Here is a 20,783-nt window from a genome sequence, read left to right as displayed (position 1 = left end):
ATCTGCGTTCGACGCGATATTCCAGGTCAGCGTACTTCGACCAAACAACGCGGTCAGTTCCCTCTCCCTCCGGGAGAGGGTTAGGGTGAGGGGCTTTTGATCGCAGATCACTGGGCGTTTCATGATCTGCGTTCGACGCGTTATTCCAGGTCGGCGTACCTCGACCAAACAACGCGATCAGTTCCCTCTCCCTCCGGGAGAGGGTTAGGGTCGGGCTTTTGATCGCAGATCACTGGGCGTTTAATGTTCTGCGTTCGACGCGTTATTCCAGGTCAGCGTACCTCGACCAAACAACGCGGTCAGTTCCCTCTCCCTCCGGGAGAGGGTCAGAGTGAGGGGCTTTTGATCGCAGATCACTGGGCTTTTCATGATCTGCGTTCGACGCGTTATTCCAGGTCAGCGTACCTCGACCAAACAACGCGGTCAGTTCCCTCTCCCTCCGGGAGAGGGTTAGGGTGAGGGGCTTTTGATCGCAGATCACTGGGCTTTTCATGATCTGCGTTCGACGCGTTATTCCAGGTCGGCGTACCTCGACCAAACAACGCGATCAGTTCCCTCTCCCTCCGGGAGAGGGTTAGGGTGAGGGGCTTTTGACCTGACTAATGCAGTACAATCCGCCCCCTTCTCAACTCCCCCAAGGATCACTCATGTCCGGGCTTGAACTGTTTGCCGCTGCCCTCGGTGTCATCGCCGTGTGGCTGACGGTCAAGCAGAATCCGTGGTGCTGGCCGATCGGGCTGGTCATGGTGTTGCTCTACAGCTGGATCTTCTTTGAGGTGAAGCTGTATTCGGACATGTTGCTGCAAGTGATCTACGCCGCGCTGCAGATCTACGGCTGGTGGCAATGGACCCGCGCCGGGACGATGCATGACGGTCGCCAGGTTACCCGCCTCGACCCACGCTCAATGGTGCTCGGCCTCGGCGTTGGGGCGATCGGCAGCCTGTCGCTGGGCGCGGCGATGGCGCACTGGACCGACGCCGCACAGCCGTGGCTCGATGCCGCGCTCACCGGTTTCAGTCTGGTCGCGCAACTGTGGATGGCGCAAAAACGTCTGCAATGCTGGCCGCTGTGGTTCGTCCTCGATGTGATCTTTGTCGGCTTTTTCATCTACAAAGGCCTGTACCTGACCGCCGCGCTCTACGCGCTGTTTACCTTGCTCGCGGTGCAAGGCTGGCGGGAATGGCGTGCCGATCCGGCGTTGCGCGCATGAAAGTCGTCGTTCTGACCGGCCCGGAATCCACCGGCAAGAGTTGGCTGGCGGCAGGGTTGGAGCAGCGTTTCGGCGGCGTGCGTGTTGATGAATATGTTCGTCGGTTCATCGAAGACAACCCACGCGACACTTGCCTTGCGGATATCCCTGATATCGCCCGGGGCCAGTTGCAATGGGAAGATCAGGCGCGCGCGAAACAGCCCCCACTGCTGATTCTCGACACCCACCTGCTGAGTAATATCCTTTGGAGCCAGACTCTGTTTGGCGACTGCCCGGCCTGGCTGGAAACCGAGTTACTGGCGCGCCATTACGACCTGCACCTGCTGTTGTCCCCGCAACAGATCGACTGGACCGAAGACGGCCAGCGCTGCCAACCGGATCTTGCGGATCGCTTGGCGTTCTACGAAGCCACCCGCGTTTGGCTGATCCAGCACCAACAGCCGTTGCAAGTGATCGAAGGAAATTGGGCCGAGCGCCAGACACAAGCCTTTTCGGCGGTCGAGCGTTTGCTGTCCAGATAAGCCGCCCGGCGGCTTTTAACGCAAAACTGTCCGTTTTTGAAACACTCCCGACCGCGCAAAGGCCCCGCCCAAGCGTCATTCATCATTGCGTCACGTGATCTGTTACGCCGATGAAACACCTCGGCGCAAACCCCTGTTCCAGAGCTTTCCGGCGCCCATTGCCCCGCAAGCGATCCGCCCTGTGTCTCAGCGCTGAAACAGTGCCCGCAACAGGGAATTTCCCAAAGCATGTAAGCCGTTGAAATAAAAAGATAATTCAAAACCGGCACAGCTTTCGCTCTCTTCTTCACAACGCTGAATAACCCAGCCCACTGAAGAAGGAATTGCAGCCGTGGGGAATTTCAATAAAGGCCTGACCTGCCTCCTGCTGATCGGATCAGCCGCCAGCGCTTTGATCAGCGTCAGCGCCCAGGCTGAAGGCAACGGCGTGATCGTCCTCAACCGCGACGTTCAACCCATCGCGATCGGGCGCAATGGCGGCAAAGACCCCTATCCGACCACGGTCAACGCCAACCCTTCGGCGCGGATCAACCAGACCCTCAGCAGTACCGAACTCACTGACGGTGATTTCGCCAGTGTCGCCAGCGGCTCATCGATTCGCGGCAACATGACCACGCCCAGTTCCAACCTGCCCGGCATGAACACCCTGACCAATCAGAACGGCCTGCCCGGCATGCGTACTGGCAGCGGCGGTGGTTCTGGCGCCTCGATCTCCAACACGGTCAACCGGGCGATGAGTACCGGGCTGGCGCCTCTGACTCGCATGGCCGGAGGCCAATGACATGAATCGCACCCTGCTGCTTCTTGCCCTGCTCGGCTGCACCAGCGCCATGGCCGATTCGGCTTCAGTCAACAAGGCAAACATTCAGGATTCCGGCGCTCAGTATCGCGGCAACTTCAATGTCAACCAGGCTGCCGGTGACCAGATGCAACAAGCCAACACCAAGGCGATTGCCATCGGCACCGAAGCCCATGCCACCACCAGCGTCAGGCAAACCATCGACACGCCCGCCAGCCGCGCCATCGACGCGAGCGCCAACATCGGCGGCAACTCTTTCAGCAATGGCAACGGCATCCTCGGTGTTAACCAGGGCGCCGGTGCCAACAACCAAATGGCCAACGTTACGCGCGTCAGCATCAGTGCCGGCCCGCAGAGCGTTGACGACAGCGCCCTTTCACAACAGAACGTGGCGTTTATACCGAGCTCAGGAGCAACTGGTACCTCAATCGGCAGTCGCCAGGTCACGACCAGTGATCAGGCCTTCACCGGCAGCCGCGGGGTAATCCAGGTGAACCAGAGTGCCGGGGTGGGGAACCGCATGGCTAACACCCTGAGCATCCGGGTCGCAGACTGACCCAAACAAAAAGCAGTGCAATTAGAAAAGTCCCAACACTTAACCAACTAATAAGCACGACGGAGAAACAACCATGAAACCTACAATGGCTCTCAAACCACTGGTTTTCGCACTCGCAGCAGTGATGGCAATGGCAGCACAGGCTGGCGGCCGTGGTGACAACGACGGTCATGGTAACGGGCACGGCAATGGTCACGGCCAGCCACAAGGTCCGAATCTTGAACAACTGCTGCAGATCACCGCAGGCGCCGGCGCCGCTGTACTTGACGCACAAAACAGCGACGGCAACGTGGTGAAAAACCAGGGCACCCTGAACAACGCCAATGCCAGCGACTCGCTCAACGGCTCCAACGGCAACATGGGTGCCAACGTGGCGGGCGGCGACGGCAACCAGCAGGACAACGCTGCTGCGCTGGCTACCGCTGACGAAAGCTTCATCTTCGGCAATGCTGTTGCCGCCTCGAGCGCGACTCAGGTGAACAACAACAACTACGTGAAAAACTCTTCCACCTTCAACAACGCCAACCTCACCAATACTGGCAACAACGGTTCCGGCAACATCGGCATCAACGTGACCGCCGGCAACTTCAACCAACAGAAAAACAACCTCGCCATCGCCGTTTCCGGTGGTCGTGTAGCGCAGGCTGCCGCCTCTGCCAACCAGTCCTCGACTGGCCTGGTCGTGGAAAACAAAGGCGTGCAGGCTTACAAAACCGACACCCTTACCGGTACTTATGCAGCCGCTGGCGTGTTCAAAGCCAAAGGCACTGCGACCATCGAAGACGACAACGACCATGGTGGTTGGGGTAACCGTGGCGGCGGCCATGGCGGCAACGATGATCAGAAAGCCAAGTTCGAAGCCGTGGGTACTTTTGGCCTCGCTGGCGTCACCACCCAACAAGTGTTGACCAAAGATGGCTGGAAAACTCCTGTCGTCAACAACGCCAACATGACCAACTCGATGAACAACTTCTCCGGCAACGGCGGAGCCAACGTCTCGGCGGGTGTGGGCAACCAACAAAGCAACTCGCTGTCCATCGCCGCAGGTTGCAAAGCCTGCATGTAATCGCGATCGAAACGAAAGCCCCGGCAACGGGGCTTTTCCTCGGTTCCACAAGGCGTATTCGATCATGCGGACTCCTGCCCTCCTCGCTCTGCTTTGTCTGTGCGGCCTGACTCAGGCGGCCCAGATGCCCGTCGCTGCCCTGCCGGGTGGCGTGCTGGTCTACAAGGATGTGCAAAGCATTCGTGAGCGCAAGTTTGCCGACATCGTCGAACAGAAAACCGACTTCAGCTGCGGCGCTGCTGCACTGGCGACGGTCCTGCGCCAGGCCTATTGGCTCGACGTCGATGAGGAGCACATCATCAAAGGCATGCTGGTCAACGCTGACCAGGACCTGGTGCGAACCCAGGGTTTCTCCATGCTCGACATGAAGCGCTACGTAGAAAGCATCGGCATGCGTGCCCGTGGCTACCGGATCCCGCCCGAGAAACTCGAAGCGGTGACCATTCCGGTGGTGGTTCTGATGGACATTCGTGGCTACAAGCATTTCGTCGTCCTGCAGCGCTCGGACAAGGATTGGGTCTACATCGGTGACCCGGTTCTCGGCCACAAGCGCTACAAACAAGACGACTTTGTCAAAGGTTGGAACGGCATTGTCTTTGCCATCGTCGGCCCTGGTTACGACAAGGCCAACGCCTTGCGCAGCCCTCCCGTGCCGCTGACGGCGAAGAACTCGCTGGACAGTTTCAACCCGGTCAAAGATGCGGAATTGATGGATTTCGGGTTCATTCAGAGCGACTTCTTTTAATCGCCGAGTTAGAGAATGGGACTGGATGTCCCGGGAGCAGCAGATGAAAAGCTCATACTGGCTGGCCGCCGCCTGCCTGGCAGCGAGTGCGTCAGGTTTAGCCCATGCCGGATTCAAACCCATCGAAATCAAGGACCAGGAGCTCGCCGAGCTGCGCGGTCGTTACGTCATGCCGGGGCGGATCATCAGCTTCGGCATTGTCATGAGCAGCACCTGGCGCAACGCCAGCGGCGACTTGATCGGGGCCGCGACCTCGATGCAGATCCAGGCCGCAACCGTCAAACCGGAATTCTACGTCTCGACCATCAAGGAGTCGGGCAACGGCAGCGCCCTCACCGCAGGCACCGGCAGCGTAATCGGTGGCGCCGGCCTCAACAGCAGCCAGGGTGTGACGCAAAGCGTACGCGCCGCCGGCGATGGCAACACCGCCAACAACAACGTCGCGATCAACGTCAGCGAAGCCAGTCAGGCGCCGGCACTGGTGCCATCGCAAGGCCAGGCCCTTATCGCCGGACAAACCATTACTGGCAGCAACGGCGCCGGCAGTGTCGCGGTTTCGGCCAATGGTGGTGGCGTGCAAATGGCCATTCAGGCCAGCGGCAATCAAGGCACGGCACTGCAACAAGTCGCCCAGGGCGGGCTGCTGCAGAACACCCGATTGCTGGGCAGCGCCAACGTGGTCAACAACCTTACGCAACTCAACGTCGTACTGAACAATAACGGCAGAAGCGCCGGTGCACTGGATTGCAACCTGACCCAACTCGGGGCCCTACGCAATATCGGATATTGAACTACGCTGAGTCTCGATCATTGGGCTTAAAGGGACGGCTTATTCATGTATCGATCAGTATCACTGCGTGCCGCAGTGTGTTTGAGTACCCTTCTCCCGGCGGCAATGCTGCAAGCAGCACCCGACGCCGATGTAGAAGCCCTGAAACGGGAACTTCTGGAACTGAGACAACGATACGAACAACAACAACAAGCGCTGGCGGTACTTGAACAACGGGTCCGCCAGGTAGAAGAGACACCCTCTGCCCCACCGCCAAAACGGCTGGCGAAATCGCCGTCCGACATGAAAGGCAATCGCGTCGCCGCCGGAGCCGCCACAGGCACGGGTGCGGCCGCTGCATCGGGAGGCGCCGCCGGGGGCAGCGGCGCTTCCTACGGTCAATCGCTGGCCGATGATTCACAACCGGCGCAGAGCGTTTCCAACCTGTATGACGAAGCCAGCGGTTTCTTTGGCGGCGGCAAGTTCAGCGTGGAAACCGGCCTGACCTATTCGCGCTACGACACCCGCCAGTTGATCCTGAACGGGTTCCTTGCGCTGGATTCGATCTTTTTGGGCAACATCAACCTCGACCGGATCAAGGCCGACACCTGGACCCTGGACCTCACCGGCCGCTACAACTTCGATAACCGCTGGCAGTTCGACCTGAACGTGCCGGTGATCTATCGCGAGTCGACGTATCAATCCGGCGGCGGCAACGAGGGCGCGGCTGGCGTAACAACAGAAGAAACCGTCACCAAGGATCCAACCATTGGCGACGTCAACTTCGGTATCGCCTACAAGTTCCTCGACGAATCGGTCAACACCCCGGACGCCGTCGTCACCTTGCGCGTCAAGGCGCCGACCGGCAAAGACCCGTTCGGCATCAAACTGCGCCAGACCGACGCCAACTCCAACCTGTTCGTCCCCGACACCCTGCCCACCGGCAACGGCGTCTGGTCGATCACGCCGGGTATCTCGCTGGTCAAGACGTTTGACCCGGCGGTGCTGTTCGGCAGCCTTTCCTACACCCACAACCTCGAGGAGTCGTTCGACGACATCAGCTCTACGGTCAATCAGAAAAACCCGGGCAAAGTGCGCATCGGCGACAGCTTCCAGATCGGTGCCGGTATCGCCTTCGCGCTCAACGAGAAGATGAGTATGTCGTTCTCGGTCTCCGACCTGGTGCAACGCAAGAGCAAGCTGAAACAGGACGGCGGCGACTGGGAATCGGTGGTGTCCAGTGATGCCAACGCCGGTTACTTCAACGTCGGCATGACCATCGCAGCCACCGACAACCTGACGATCGTGCCGAACTTGTCGATCGGCATGACCGATGATGCGCCGGACTTTTCGTTCAGCCTGAAATTCCCGTATTACTTCTAAAAGCAAAAGATCGCAGCCTTCGGCAGCTCCTACAGTTCGTGTAGGCGCTGCCGAAGGCTGCGATCGATTGATCTGTCGGCTTTTCGCTGCTGGTGCAACTCGCGACCACTTATCGGAAATACGTCCGCACCTGTCAGATCTGACAGGTGCGCCCTACCGCTGAATCCGCTTACATGACTCCAGCGCCTGGCACCTTGCAACAGGCCGTAATGGAGCATCGACATGAACCAGACGCCGGATGAAAACCGCATTCTCGCCCTGAATCCACCCTTTGTTTTGAAACAGGCCGTTTTGAAGGATGGGGGCTACGACGGTGGCATTTCGCTCGAGACCGTCGAAAACGATTTGCTGATCATCGTAGATCCGTGGGTAGGGATGGCGATGTATGACAACTGCAAAATGTATTTTGATGGCGTCGAGGTTGGGACAATTCCGGTCGATGGAAGCAACTTGAATAAGCGGCTCGAATTCAAAGTCCCCAAGGGTCAAGTCACCAATGGCGAAGCACTGATCGTTTACACCGTACAGCGCTTGGGTCAGGACCCGGTCAGCTCCGAGCCGGTACGGCGTGTGTGGGTCCAACTCACACAACCAGGTGGCACCGATAGCGACAGCGAAGAAGGCAACTCCGGCCTGATCTATACGCTTAGCCCGGATCCGTCCAATGGCGTGAATGAGGATTTGGCCCGGCGGGGAATCCGCATGAACATCGTACCCTATGAGAACATCGCCATCTTCGACACCATTCGGTGCCGTTGGGGTGATCAGGTGGTGACGTACTACCCGGTCACCAGAGAGCAGATCGACGATCCGGTCAACCATCCGATCTTCGCCACCTTCACCGAGGACGTCATCAGGGCGCAAGGCAACGGCAACAATATCGAAGTGAGCTATCAGGTCGTCGACCGGGTGGGTAATCTGCCGGATCCGAAGGCGCGGTGGGCGAAAATCACTTACGTCTCGGTGGATCTGAACAATCGCTTGCCGGCGCCGACGATCTGGGTCAACGGCCAGAACGTCACCACCATCGACCTGAAGGTACTGGGCACGAGCGACGCCGCCGCCCGGGTTTACTTCACAGGCGCCGACTACCAGGCTGGTGACAAGGTCGTCCTGACCTGGGCCGGTACGACGTCTGGAGGACAGCCCGTGATCGTCGGCCCGCTGGAAAAAACTGTCGACAGCGTGCCCGGCCATCACGACTTCCCGATCCCGAACGACAAGATCACAGCGATCGTCAACGGTTCGGCCAAGGTCGGCTTTCAGCTGCTGCGCGCCGGCGCACCTGCGCGCCCGTCCAGTGACATTGTGATTGCGGTCACCGGCGAAGTCAGTCAGTTGAAACCGCCAACGGTTGTGCAGGCGCCCGATTACAGGCTGAACCCGAATCTGCATCAAAGCGGATTTACCGTGGTGTTTGACACTTCGACGTTTGGCGCCAATCACGAAGTGCAACTGGAAATCGCCGGCAGACCCGGCGCCGGCTCAGTGCCTCCCCAGCACAAGCCGGTGGCGGGACAGTCGAAAGTGCAATTCGATATCGATTCTTCTATCACCGGGGCAAATCTGCAGCGCAGTGTGGAATTGAAATACAACTTGATCGTCAATGGCCAGCCGACGCCTGTGCAGAGCGTGACGTTGGTGATTGGCGAGTTGCTGCAATCGAGCATGCCGATGCCGAAACTTGAGGGTTTTGATGGTGAGGTGCTGGATGTTGGAATGCTCAAGGATGATACGAAGGTTTTGTGTAGTGCCTGGCCGTTTCAGCGGGCGGGATTACCGATCTGGTTAAGGTATGTGGAGACGTTCACGAGTGGTGGAGAGCGCGTCAAGGAGCAGTTTGTCGGGGCGGCGCATGATCAGGGAGGGGGGCTTGATTATTTGGCTGAGGTGGAGTGGTTGCGCGGGTGTAAGGCTGATTCGAAGTTGGCTGTTGTATTTAAGGTGGGATTGCATGCGGGGGCGGTTGAGGGTGAGGCCGTGGCGTGTCGGGTGAGGAGTTATGGGGTCAAGGCTGGGTTGGATGATTTGACTACGTTTGATAACTATCATTGGAACCATTGGGCAGTCCAATATGGAGAGGGCTCCCATCCAAGAATTTCCTTTATTGAAAATGAGTATTTTCTTGAATCAGTACCTGGCCCACAGGTGCGCAGTGCCATTCAGATCGTCAAGAGTTTCCAAGAAGTTGAAGAGGGCGACCAATATGAGTTGAGTTTTGATTATAAAAACACAGAACTGTGCGTTGTAATATTCAAGCAGAATAATGAAAAAACGCAGCTCAACGTACCCAGCTCTATGCTTTGGCAGTCTCAAAACTTTCGTTTTAATGCCGCAAAATACGAGACGCCAAAAACATTAATGTTATACCTTTATGTGGGGGGAGTTGTGGCGCAAACACGTATCAAAAATATAAGGTTGCGGAAATTTTAAAATCCAATCCTATTATGAAGCAAGATCAAACGCACTATATTGGATGTTTTGTGTGACACCCTAACAAAAACAATTGCATTTATATTCTGATTCTTGCACTCACCTAATCTGATGCTTATGCAACAACCGATAAAAAGTAGGCCGCGAAACCCCTAAAACTTTCGCGGCCACACTTAAATTATCACTGTGCCGGTTCAACACATCACACAACGCCTGCCGTTCCGCCCGGGTCTTGTAGTCTTCCAGCGTGCCCATCGGCGTGGCGATGGAATGCTGACTGATCAATCCCAAATCCCGCGCCTCGATTTGCCTCCCCTCCGCCAACACCAACCCACGCCTGACCCGGTTAGCCAGCTCGCGCACATTGCCCGGCCAGTCGTGCTTGCCCATGGCAATCAGCGCGTCTTCGCTGAAGCTTCTTGGTCGACGCCCGGTTTCATGGCTGTAGAAGTGCGAAAAGTGGTTGGCCAGCATCGATAGATCGCCGTGGCGCTCGCGCAATGGCGCGGTCACCACTTGCAGGACGTTCAGCCGGTAATAAAGGTCTTCACGAAAGCGCTTCTTCTCAATCGCCGCTTCCAGGTCAACGTGGGTTGCGGCCAACACGCGCACATCCACCGGTATCGGCTGACTGCCCCCTACCCGTTCAATATGCTTTTCCTGCAGAAAGCGCAGGAGATTGGCCTGCAATTCCAGCGGCAGGTCGCCGATTTCGTCCAGGAACAATGTGCCGCCATTGGCCGCTTCGATGCGTCCGACCTTGCGCTGGTGTGCGCCGGTGAACGCGCCTTTTTCGTGGCCAAACAATTCGGACTGAATCAAATGCTCTGGTATCGCCCCGCAGTTGATAGCTACAAACGGTTTGTTGTGGCGCTGGGATTGGCGGTGCAAGGTGCGCGCGACGAGTTCCTTGCCGGTGCCGCTTTCGCCGCGAATCAGCACGGGCGATTCGGTCGGGGCCAGTTTGCTCAGCAGTTTGCGCAGTTCGCGGATCGGCTTGCTGTCGCCGAGCAGTTCGTGCTCCGGCTGATCGACATGAATCGTACCCTGCCCGCGCAGGCGTGCCATGCCGAAGGCGCGGCCGAGGGTGACCTGTACGCGGGAAACGTCGAAGGGCAAGGTGTGGAAATCGAAAAACCATTCACAAACGAAATCGCCGACGTTCTGCAAGCGCAGGACTTCCTGATTGAGCACAGCGATCCATTCGGTGCCGCTGCGGCTGATCAGTTCTTTGACGGCTTCGGGTCGTTCCAGGTGAAACGGCTGCAAACGCAGCAGGCCGACATCGCAGGCCCGGGATGCGGCGTTTTCCAGATTACAACTGTCGACATCCCAACCCACAGCGCGCAATCCGGGCAACAGGCGATAACAGTCGTCGCAGGGATCGACCACCAGTAAACGTCTCGATGAAGGCGCTTCGCTCATGACTGTTCCTTGGCGCCAAATTTGATAAATGATCGTAAAAACAGTCATTTGGCAGACCCGGTTGTAACACTAGCAAGATTTTGACGGGGGCTTGTACCGATTGCTTATAGGCTGGGTATTAAAAGAGTTATAAGAAAGTTGGTTGTTAGTTAGCTATCGACTATTTGCGGTGAATCCAAGAGCGGCCCCTCACCCTAGCCCTCTCCCGAGGGAGAGGGAACTGACCGAGGTGTTTACGCGAGGTCAGCCGATCTGAAAGACCGAGCCGAACTCGAGTTTGAAAAGCCCACAACTCGGCGCCCTCTCCTCGAGGAGAGGGCTGGGGTGAGGGGTGAATTCAGCGCAGTGTTCGGACATGTGCAGGTTTAACGAAACGAACTTACGTTATGTAAAGAATCTGAAATTTCTTTGTTTCACGTGTGACCCGCCCCCCGGTTGCGTGCATCAGTACAAGTAACCCGCCGCACGGTAAGCCCAACCGACGGCACATCATTTGATTGGGCGCCAATAGAGAGAAGACCCCATGACTGCCCCGCTGCGTATCAACGAAGCTCTTTTGATTGCCAACCACGCGTTCAAGCCTTTTCAATGCGTGGCCTGGGCGCCGCAAGACGGCAATGGCGAACTGAGCCTGACCGTCGTCGACCGCACCAACTCCCACATCGGTCGCAAACAGATCCCGAGCAGCGCCTACTCTGACCCGGCGCAACTCGAACAACTGCTGCAGCAGGCCCGCGCCGAGCTGAGCGAAGACGGCCACAAGTTGCAATCGTGGTCGATGCCACATTGATAACCGAACAAGGGCGGATGACGTTAAAGTCATCCGCCCTTGTTGTATGCGTAGTCAAATAAGCAACGTACTTGCAGCGCAGTTTCATCCAAAGTACTTGGCTCGCTTGCGACTGGTTCAACAAGACACTGTTCTGGCACAGTGCGACCGTCGTCTGTTTATTCGTCCAGTTGTACTTCTCGCGGTTCAGGGATTGAATGTTTCGCTCGTGCAGTCAGCCTCCCAACCACTGGGTATCGGCTCAGGCACAAGGAGACGCGTGCATGTCCACCCTGAGCCCTTACGCGCTGCCTACTGCATGGACCGCCCCCGGTTCGCTCGACCCGACATTCGCCATTGGCGGTGTTGCGCAGGTGTACTTTGCCGGCAGTTTGTCCAGCCAGACCCAACATGTCACGCTCGATGCACAGGGTCGGATTCTGGTCGCCGCCAAGGTCGGTACATCCAAGGGGAGTCGTTTTGGCCTCGCGCGGCTGCTGGCCGATGGTTCGGCGGATTTGTCGTTCGGCTTTCAGGGCAGCGTGATCGGCAGTTTCGTCGAGGGTTTCGAAGCCAAGGCCGGCAAGGTTCAGGTGTTAGCCGACGGCAAGATTCTGCTGGCCGGCCTGCATTATGAAGACACCCAACGCACCCTGCCCGCCCTCGCCCTGTTCGATGCCAACGGCCAGCCAGACCGATTCTTCGGCGATGACGGTTTCCAGGTGGTGCGACTGCCCGGCGAGCTGTCCATGGGCACCCGCGACAACTGGTTGCCGCCGGGCGTGCCTGGCGTCGAAGCCTGTGACTTTGTGGTGGAGGAAGACGGCCGTATTCTGCTGATCGCCAACCATCATTTCAGCCTTGCCGACCACGCCGGGATGCTGATTCGCCTCTGCCCTGATGGAAGCCTCGACGAATCATTCAACGGACGCGGATTCGTCGTGGTCCGCCACCTGCTGCTCAATACCTGGCTGAGCACGCTGTTGTTGAAGGAAGATGGGCGCATCGTCGTCGCAGGTTCCATCGACTTTCCTCAGCAAGGCCTGTTGGCGGTGTATCGGCCCGATGGCAGCCTGGACGAGCGCTTCGCCGTCGATGGCTTCATGGCCTTCAAGGCTCACGGCAACAGCGCTCAGGTCAGCCAGATTATTGAGTCCGACGACAGGCTTTATTGCTTCGGCAGCAGCCGCGATCCAATCCGCTGTTTGACGTTTGTCCTGCACGCCAACGGTCGACCGGACCTGCACTGTCATCATGGCCAGCCACAGGTGTTGGACATCGGCCCCAGCGGATGCCAATGGAACGCCGCCCAGCAAATGAGCGACGGCCGCATCGTCGCCGTGGGCGCGACCATCGGCGGAGTCGAAGCTGACTTCATGGTGGCGCGCTATCAACTCGATGGCAGCCTTGATCCAGCGTTCGGTGAGGGCCATGGCTGGTTGCGCACGCGACTGGGGCGAAGTCTCGATACCGCCAATTCACTGACCGTACATACTGACGGGGCGATTGTGGTAGGTGGCTATTCGCTGGATGGCAACTACCGGGCAATGGTTGCGCGTTATCTGAATCCATAGAGCATTCAACAGGATCGAGGTTATCGGCGACTTGATCTTCCTTGAAACATCCGGCAACTTTCGCGCTTCTAAATAAAAGGAGCAGCCGATGTCCGGTTCAATCGCCCAGGCGTTCGCGCACAACTTCCTCGGGCAATCGCCACGCTGGTACAAGGCGACCATCGTCGGTTTTCTCATTCTCAACGCCGTGGTGCTGTTCACCGTCGGGCCGGTCGCCGCAGGCTGGTTGCTGGTGATCGAATTCATCTTCACCCTGGCCATGGCCCTCAAGTGTTATCCGTTGATGCCTGGCGGCCTGCTGTTGATTGAAGCGTTGCTGTTGAAGATGACCACGCCGCAAGCGCTTTACGATGAGTTGCTGCACAACTTTCCGGTGATCCTGCTGCTGATGTTCATGGTCGCCGGCATCTACTTCATGAAAGATCTGCTGCTGTTTCTCTTCTCGCGCCTGCTGCTGGGCGTGCGCTCGAAAGCCATTCTGGCGCTGATGTTCTGCTTCTTGTCAGCGTTCCTCTCTGCGTTTCTGGATGCGCTGACCGTGACGGCGGTGATCATCAGTGCGGCTGTCGGCTTTTACTCGGTGTATCACCGCGTCGCGTCGGGCAATGATCCGCGCAAGGACAGTGAATTCGCTGACGATCAGCATTTACCGTCGCAACACCATGACGACTTGAATCAATTCCGCGCATTCCTGCGCAGCCTGTTGATGCATGGCGCAGTGGGAACAGCGCTCGGCGGGGTTTGCACTTTGGTCGGTGAGCCGCAGAACCTGTTGATCGGCCATGAGATGGGCTGGCATTTCGGCGAGTTCTTCCAGAAAGTTGCCCCGGTGTCGCTGCCGGTACTGGTGGCGGGTCTGGTTACTTGCGTGCTGCTGGAGAAGCTGCGCTGGTTCGGATACGGCACGCTGCTGCCGGACAACGTCCGCGCTGTGTTGGCCAACTACGCTGCCGAGGACAACGCCAAACGCACGCCTCGTCAGACGGCGGCGCTGCTGGTGCAAGGTGCGGCGGCACTGATTCTGATTGGTTGCCTGGCGTTTCACTTGGCTGAAGTCGGCCTGATCGGATTGATGGTAATCGTGTTGATCACCGCGTTTACCGGGATCACCGACGAGCATCGCCTGGGCAGCGCGTTCAAGGACGCCATGCCGTTTACTGCACTGCTGGTGGTGTTTTTTGCCGTGGTGGCGGTCATTCACGATCAGCATCTGTTCGTCCCACTGATCGAGTGGGTCTTGGCGCTGCCGATGGATCAACAGCCGGGCATGTTGTTCATCGCCAACGGCTTGCTCTCGGCGATCAGCGACAACGTGTTTGTCGCGACCATTTACATCACTGAGGTGAAACAGGCTTTTCTCGCCGGGCACATGACTCGCGAGCACTTCGAAACGTTGGCGATTGCGATCAACACCGGCACCAACCTGCCGAGTGTGGCGACACCGAATGGTCAGGCAGCGTTTCTGTTCCTGCTGACCTCGGCGATTGCACCGCTGGTGCGGTTGTCATACGGGCGCATGGTGTGGATGGCGGTGCCGTATACCGTGGTGATGGGACTGCTGGGCTGGTATGCGGTGAGCTATTGGCTCTAAGCAACACTGAATAAACCTGTGGGTTACCGGGGTTTGCACGCGCCGCGAAAACCTGTGGGAGCGAGCCTGCTCGCGAAGAGGTCGTGTCAGGCAACGAATCTGTTGAATGACACACCGCCTTCGCGAGCAGGCTCGCTCCCACATTGGTTTTGGTGTTGGGTCAGTGCGTGAGGATGTATTTCTCGATCGCCAGGACCACGCCGTCTTCAGTGTTTGGCGCTGTAACGACATCAGCCTGGTGCTTCACCGCCTCTTCCGCCTGGCCCATGGCAATCGAAAAGCCAGCGCATTTGAACATCGCCGGGTCGTTGCCGCCGTCGCCGATGACAGCGGTTTGCTCCAGCGGCACGCCGAGGTATTCGGCGATGGTCGTCAATGCCGTGCCTTTGTTGGCCTCAAGCGCCGTAACGTCGAGATACACCGGCTGCGAGCGCGACACTTGCGCCATGCCGTTGACCTTGGGCAGGAGCTGCGCCTCCAGCTCAATCAGCAACTCAGTGTTGTTGCTGGTAGCGACGATCTTGTCGATGCGCTCCAGATACGGTTCAAAACTCTCGACCACCACCGGCGGATAGCCGAGGCCACTCTGTTCACGCGGCACCATCGGCCCGTGCGGGTCCTTGAGCAGCCAGTCGCCGCCGCTGAACACCCAGATTTCCACCTCCGGTTGATCGGCAAGCAGTGCCAGTGCGATCAGCGCTGTGGTCGCCGGCAAATAATGCGCGGCCAACAGCGTGCCGTCCGGTTTGACGATGGTGCCGCCATTGAACGCCGCCGTCGGCAGATCAACGCCTAGCGCCTCGATCTGCTGCAACATGGCTTTCGGCGGACGGCCGCTGGCGAGGCTGAACAGCACGCCGGCATCGCGCAGCGAGCGCACGGCTTCGATGGTGCGTTGGTTCAGCGTGTGATCCGGCAGCAACAGCGTGCCGTCCATGTCGCTGAGCAGAAAACGTATGGGTTGTTTCGGCAAATCACTCATCCCAGGCCGTGCCAGACGCGACCATCGCGAGTCAGGAGATCTTCGGCTGCTTGCGGGCCATCTTCGCCAGCCGCATACGTCTCGACGCTCGCATCCTGCTGCCAGGCATCAAGGAAAGGCTGCACGGCTCGCCAACCGTTCTCGATGTTGTCGGCACGCTGGAACAGCGTCTGATCACCGGTCAGGCAGTCGTAGATCAAGGTTTCGTAGCCGGTGGAAGGCTGCATCTCGAAAAAGTCCTTGTAGGCAAAGCCCAACTCGATGTTGGCCATGTTCAGCGCCGGCCCGGGCCGCTTGGCCAGCAAGTCGAACCACATGCCTTCGTTTGGCTGGATCTGGATACGCAGATAAGTCGGCTGCAACTCGTCGACTTCGGTGTCGCGGAACTGCGCGTACGGCGCCGGTTTGAAGCAGATGACGATTTCGGTGTCGCGCACGCTCATGCGCTTGCCGGTGCGCAGATAGAACGGCACGCCGACCCAGCGCCAGTTATCGATCATCACCTTGAGCGCCACGTAGGTTTCCGTGGTGCTGTCGGGCGACACGTTGGCTTCTTCGCGATAACCCTTCAATGGCTGGCCATCGCGCTCGCCGGCGCTGTACTGGCCGCGCACCGAGTTGGCCCGGGCCTCCTCTGTCGACCAGGGACGAATCGCCCCGACCACTTTGGCCTTCTCGCCACGCACCGCGTCAGCGCCGAAAGCAGCCGGCGGTTCCATGGCCACCATGGCCAACAGCTGGAACAGGTGATTGGGCACCATGTCGCGCAGTGCGCCGGTGTGTTCGTAAAAGCTGCCACGGGTTTCCACACCGACAGTTTCCGCCGCAGTGATCTGCACGTGGTCGATGTAATGATTGTTCCAGAACGCTTCGAACAGGCTGTTGGAGAACCGGCTGACCAGGATGTTCTGCACGGTTTCCTTGCCCAGGTAATGGTCGATGCGGTAGATCTGCTTCTCGCTCATGATCTTGAGCAGGCACGCGTTCAAGGCTTCGGCGGTGTGCAGATCGGAGCCGAACGGCTTCTCGATCACCACTCTTCTGAACGCTTCGGGGGTTTCTTCCAGCAAACCGGCGCTGCCGAGGCGGCGCACCACTTCACTGAAAAAACGTGGCGCGGTGGCCAGGTAGAACACCGCATTGCCGGTGCCGCTGTCGGCGATTTTCGCCGCCAGGGCTGAATAGGTGCTGTCGTCGAGGAAGTCGCCCTGGACGTAGCTGATGCCTTTGGCGAGCTTGGCCCACAAGACCGGATCAAGCATCTGATCGCCCTTGCCGACCTTCGCCGCCACTTCGGTACGGATGAAGTCTTCGAGCTTCTGCGCAAAGGCTTCATCGGTAATGGCGTTGTGATCAACGCCGACGATCCGCAGGTTTTCGTCGAGCAGACCGTCGCGACTGAGGTTGTACAGCGCCGGCATGAGCAGGCGCTTGACCAGGTCGCCGTGGGCACCGAACAGGAACAGCGTGGTCGGTGGTGCGGGTTCTGCCTTGGATTTTCTGCGGATCGTACGGGTCATTTTTTCGCGGTCTCCACGTGGCCGCCGAAGCCGAAGCGTTGTGCCGACAGGATCTTGTCACCGAAGGTGCCCTGCCCGCGCGAGCGGTAACGGGAGAACAGCGAGTTGGACAGCACCGGTACCGGCACCGCTTGCTCCATGGCCGCTTCGATGGTCCATTGCCCTTCGCCGCTGTCAGCCACGGAACCGGAGAAACCGTCGAGCTTCGGATCACTGGCCAGTGCGTCGGCAGTCAGGTCGAGCAACCACGACGACACCACGCTGCCACGACGCCAGACTTCAGCGATATCGGCCACGTTCAGATCAAATCGCTGATCTTCCGGCAAACGTTCGCTGGATTTGGTCTTGAGAATATCGAAGCCCTCGGCGAACGCGGCCATCATGCCGTACTCGATGCCGTTGTGAATCATCTTCACGAAGTGCCCGGCGCCGGCGGGACCGGCGTGGATGTAGCCATGCTCGGCGCGGTGGTCATCGGACTTGCGATCCTTGGTGCGCGGAATGTCGCCCATGCCCGGCGCCAGTGCGGCGAACAGCGGATCGAGACGCTGCACGGTTTCGGCATCGCCACCGATCATCATGCAATAACCGCGTTCCAGGCCCCAGACGCCGCCGGAGGTGCCGACGTCGATGTAGTGCAGGCCCTTGTCGTTCAGCGTTTTGGCCCGGCGAATGTCGTCCTTATAGTTGGTGTTGCCGCCGTCGATGATGGTATCGCCGGGTTCGAGCAGTTCGCTCAGGGTGTTGATGGTGTCTTCGGTCGGCGCGCCAGCCGGCAGCATGACCCAGACAGCACGCGGCTTGTCGAGGCCGGCAACCAGTGCTGGCAAGTCGGCGACGCCGGTGGAGCCCTCGGCGACCAGGTTATCGATGAAAGCGGTATTGCGGTCGTAAACAACGGTGGTGTGCCCGTTGAGCATCAGACGTCGCGCAATATTGCCGCCCATGCGGCCCAGTCCAATAATCCCGAGTTGCATGTGCTGATGCTCCTTACTACAAATAAATGTGTGTCATTGGTTATAGCCCAACGCGACTGATGGAGGTTAGTCCAGAGCGTTGCGATGAAGTTTCCGGGCATTGTGCCCGATCCAGAGTGATAACGCCCCGAATCCTGCCGAAGACACACCGACCATGAAAAATAAAAAAGTTCCCTTCCAGGGCAAAAGAAATCAAAATTGGCGCCGATAGTAAGTCAAGCGCCTCAAAACGAGGAGTGACTTACAGTTGATGCACGCCATTTGCGAGGTGAGCAATGGGCACAGTACATACAGCAATGCCGCCACAAACCCTCTACGTTACGATCCGTCGCGATGAATTGCGCCAGTTGAAAGACGAGCGCGACCAGTTGAAGCACGAATTGGCGCAATTGCGCGCATTGACCCAGGGCTCGCAGCCGCAACCGCGTCCGGTTGTGCAGCGCGCACCCCACGCCTGATCCCCGCCTGCTTCGGGAACGGCCCTCGTCGTTCCCGACACGTTGCACCTCTGACCGCTTGATACACACCAACAGCGGCGCTTAACAAATCTTTCACAAGCCCTTGGGGATACTTCGCCCCATTCTGGCCGTGCCTGCGTGTACGGCCTCTGTTCGTCGGTGTCATGGAAGCGTTTCCGGCGTGGGTCTGATGATTGAGCTGGAGCGCTGAATGGCATTGTTCAAACGCAGCAAAACGACTGCGACCGGTTTCGACTGGGCCGGATTCATCTGGTTGTTCGTCTTCTTCTGGTACTTCTCGGGCATCACTCAACTGCTGATCCAGCTGACCGGCACGTCTGGTTTCACGGGATTTCGTCAGGCATTCGTGATGAGCGCGCTGTGGCTGGCGCCGATGCTGCTGTTCCCCAAACAGACGCGTCTGCTTGCGGCAATCATCGGTGTGGTGCTGTGGGCTTGCTCGATGGCCAGCCTGGGTTACTTCTTCATTTATCAGCAGGAATTCTCGCAGAGCGTCATCTTCATCATGTTCGAGTCGAACGTGTCGGAAGCGGGCGAGTACATGACGCAGTATTTCGCCTGGTGGATGATCCCGGCGTTCCTCGCCCATACCGCGTTCGCCTACTTTCTGTGGACGCGGCTGCGCCCGGTGTACATGCCCCGTGGTCGCGCACTGGTTGCAGCCACCGCAATCGTGATCGCCGTCGCCGGCTACCCGCTGATCAAACAAACCATGCGCATGGGCAATTTCGCCGAAGGCTTCGAGAAATTCGAAACCCGCATCGAGCCCGCCGTGCCGTGGCAGATGGCCGTGGCGTATCACCGCTATCTGGAAACGCTGGGGGACATGCAAGGCATGCTCGACAGTGCCAGCAAGATCCCGCCGCTGAAAAACCTCAAGGACGCCTCGCCCGGGCAACCGGCGACGCTGGTGCTGGTCATCGGTGAATCGACCAACCGCCAGCGCATGAGCCTCTACGGTTATCCGCGCAACACCACGCCGGAACTGGACAAACTCAAGGATCAACTGGCGATCTTCGACAACGTCATCACTCCGCGCCCGTACACCATCGAAGCGCTGCAGCAAGTGTTGACCTTCGCTGACGAGCAGAACCCCGACCTGTACCTGTCGACGCCATCGCTGGTCAGCGTGATGAAACAGGCCGGTTACAAGACGTTCTGGATCACCAACCAGCAGACCATGACCAAGCGCAACACCATGCTCACGACCTTCTCCGAACAGGCCGACGAGCAGGTGTACCTGAACAACAACCGCAACCAGAACTCGGCGCAGTACGATGGCGACGTCATCGAGCCGTTCAACAAGGCGCTGGCCGATGCGGCGCCGCGCAAGCTGATCGTCGTGCATCTGCTCGGCACGCACATGAGCTACCAGTACCGATATCCGCCGACGTTCGACAAGTTCAAGGATCGCCAGGGCGTTCCGGCTGGCGTGCGTGACGATCAGGTACCGACCTACAACAGCTACGACAACGCGGTGCTGTACAACGACTTCGTGGTCTCAAGCCTGATCAAGGACTACGCCAAGACCGACCCGAATGGCTTCCTGCTGTACCTCTCCGACCACGGTGAAGATGTCTTCGACTCCGCCGGTCACGGCACGCTGGGGCGCAACGAAAACAAACCGACCGCGCCGATGTACACCATCCCGTTCATGGCCTGGGCCTCGCCGAAGTGGAAGGAAAACCACGACTGGAACTTCGCCGGCGACCTCAGCCGCCCGTACAGCAGCTCGCAACTCATTCACACCTGGGCGGATCTGGCCGGGTTGAGTTCCGATGAACTGGATCGCAGCAAGAGCCTGGTCAGCGACAGCTTTGTACCGCGCAAGCTGTTGATTGGCGACCCGTACCAGGCGCCGAGGCGAGCGTTGATTGACTTCAGTTTGATGAAGCCCAAACACCCTGATCCGGCGGAAGTCGCGCAGAAGTAAAACGACAAAGGGCCGAGAAGGCCCTTTTTTGTGCCTATCGACCGCGTTGT

General features: G+C 58.5%; 18 protein-coding genes. 14 read left to right on the top strand and 4 right to left on the bottom strand.

The genetic code is table 11. The features are described 5' to 3' along the window. Window positions 1-647: 647 nt before the first annotated feature. From pnuC to AB4N85_RS08400, 9 genes are all read left to right on the top strand, one after another. On the top strand, window positions 648-1,211 hold the full coding sequence (pnuC, locus tag AB4N85_RS08440; RefSeq protein ID WP_460067702.1) for a nicotinamide riboside transporter PnuC: 564 nt from the start codon (window positions 648-650) through the stop codon (window positions 1,209-1,211). Beyond that, the gene (locus AB4N85_RS08435; RefSeq protein ID WP_252869515.1) at window positions 1,208-1,732 is read left to right on the top strand and encodes an AAA family ATPase; all 525 of its coding nucleotides are present in this window, start codon (window positions 1,208-1,210) and stop codon (window positions 1,730-1,732) included. Before pnuC ends, AB4N85_RS08435 begins: the two co-directional genes overlap by 4 nt. 331 nt (window positions 1,733-2,063) lie before the next feature. Continuing rightward, window positions 2,064-2,513, top strand: coding sequence for a hypothetical protein (locus AB4N85_RS08430; protein ID WP_041479690.1), 450 nt, complete (start codon window positions 2,064-2,066; stop codon window positions 2,511-2,513). Window position 2,514: 1 nt separating this feature from the next. Next, window positions 2,515-3,087 (top strand): adhesin, encoded by a 573-nt coding sequence (locus AB4N85_RS08425; RefSeq protein ID WP_095179986.1) that lies wholly within the window; start codon window positions 2,515-2,517, stop codon window positions 3,085-3,087. Between the two features lie 73 nt (window positions 3,088-3,160). Further along, entirely contained in the window at window positions 3,161-4,153 is a 993-nt protein-coding gene (locus tag AB4N85_RS08420; protein WP_252869514.1) for a heme utilization protein, read from the top strand. 64 nt (window positions 4,154-4,217) lie between these two features. Next, window positions 4,218-4,898, top strand: coding sequence for a C39 family peptidase (locus AB4N85_RS08415; RefSeq protein WP_236168849.1), 681 nt, complete (start codon window positions 4,218-4,220; stop codon window positions 4,896-4,898). Between the two features lie 43 nt (window positions 4,899-4,941). Beyond that, window positions 4,942-5,688: a hypothetical protein gene (locus AB4N85_RS08410; protein ID WP_041479693.1), complete on the top strand. Its 747-nt coding sequence runs from the start codon at window positions 4,942-4,944 to the stop codon at window positions 5,686-5,688. A gap of 45 nt (window positions 5,689-5,733) precedes the next feature. Continuing rightward, complete coding sequence (locus AB4N85_RS08405) at window positions 5,734-7,050, top strand: hypothetical protein (protein ID WP_110645251.1); 1,317 nt, start codon at window positions 5,734-5,736, stop codon at window positions 7,048-7,050. A 222-nt stretch (window positions 7,051-7,272) separates the two neighbouring features. After that, complete coding sequence (locus tag AB4N85_RS08400; protein ID WP_460067696.1) at window positions 7,273-9,483, top strand: hypothetical protein; 2,211 nt, start codon at window positions 7,273-7,275, stop codon at window positions 9,481-9,483. Window positions 9,484-9,582: 99 nt separating this feature from the next. Here AB4N85_RS08400 and AB4N85_RS08395 read toward each other — a convergent pair whose 3' ends face one another. Further along, window positions 9,583-10,908, bottom strand: a complete 1,326-nt coding sequence (locus tag AB4N85_RS08395; RefSeq protein WP_252869512.1) for a sigma-54 dependent transcriptional regulator — start codon at window positions 10,906-10,908, stop codon at window positions 9,583-9,585. Window positions 10,909-11,431: 523 nt separating this feature from the next. Here AB4N85_RS08395 and AB4N85_RS08390 point away from each other — a divergent pair. From AB4N85_RS08390 to nhaB, 3 genes are all read left to right on the top strand, one after another. Continuing rightward, entirely contained in the window at window positions 11,432-11,698 is a 267-nt protein-coding gene (locus AB4N85_RS08390; RefSeq protein ID WP_016774677.1) for a hypothetical protein, read from the top strand. Between the two features lie 263 nt (window positions 11,699-11,961). Further along, entirely contained in the window at window positions 11,962-13,251 is a 1,290-nt protein-coding gene (locus tag AB4N85_RS08385; RefSeq protein WP_252869511.1) for an NHL repeat-containing protein, read from the top strand. Between the two features lie 88 nt (window positions 13,252-13,339). Then, complete coding sequence (gene nhaB / locus AB4N85_RS08380) at window positions 13,340-14,842, top strand: sodium/proton antiporter NhaB (RefSeq protein WP_252869510.1); 1,503 nt, start codon at window positions 13,340-13,342, stop codon at window positions 14,840-14,842. Between the two features lie 160 nt (window positions 14,843-15,002). Here the strand turns inward: nhaB and AB4N85_RS08375 are convergent, their stop codons facing one another. The 3 genes from AB4N85_RS08375 to gnd are packed head-to-tail and all read right to left on the bottom strand — an operon-like array spanning window position 15,003 to window position 18,321. After that, complete coding sequence (locus AB4N85_RS08375; RefSeq protein ID WP_252869509.1) at window positions 15,003-15,824, bottom strand: HAD family hydrolase; 822 nt, start codon at window positions 15,822-15,824, stop codon at window positions 15,003-15,005. Then, entirely contained in the window at window positions 15,821-17,344 is a 1,524-nt protein-coding gene (gene zwf / locus AB4N85_RS08370) for a glucose-6-phosphate dehydrogenase (RefSeq protein ID WP_252869508.1), read from the bottom strand. Before zwf ends, AB4N85_RS08375 begins: the two co-directional genes overlap by 4 nt. Further along, complete coding sequence (gene gnd / locus AB4N85_RS08365; RefSeq protein WP_095179978.1) at window positions 17,341-18,321, bottom strand: phosphogluconate dehydrogenase (NAD(+)-dependent, decarboxylating); 981 nt, start codon at window positions 18,319-18,321, stop codon at window positions 17,341-17,343. The genes zwf and gnd overlap by 4 nt, the downstream gene beginning before the upstream one ends. Window positions 18,322-18,596: 275 nt before the next feature. On the opposite strand from gnd, the gene AB4N85_RS08360 reads away from it, so the two are divergent. Continuing rightward, complete coding sequence (locus tag AB4N85_RS08360; RefSeq protein WP_016774671.1) at window positions 18,597-18,779, top strand: DUF6026 family protein; 183 nt, start codon at window positions 18,597-18,599, stop codon at window positions 18,777-18,779. 211 nt (window positions 18,780-18,990) lie between these two features. Then, window positions 18,991-20,733 carry a phosphoethanolamine transferase CptA gene (locus AB4N85_RS08355; protein WP_252869507.1) on the top strand — a complete coding sequence of 581 codons (1,743 nt, stop codon included), beginning with the start codon at window positions 18,991-18,993 and terminating at the stop codon, window positions 20,731-20,733. Window positions 20,734-20,783: the final 50 nt, after the last annotated feature.

The organism is Pseudomonas sp. H1_G08 (assembly GCF_054681355.1).
This window is presented reverse-complemented; position numbering and strand designations above follow the sequence as displayed.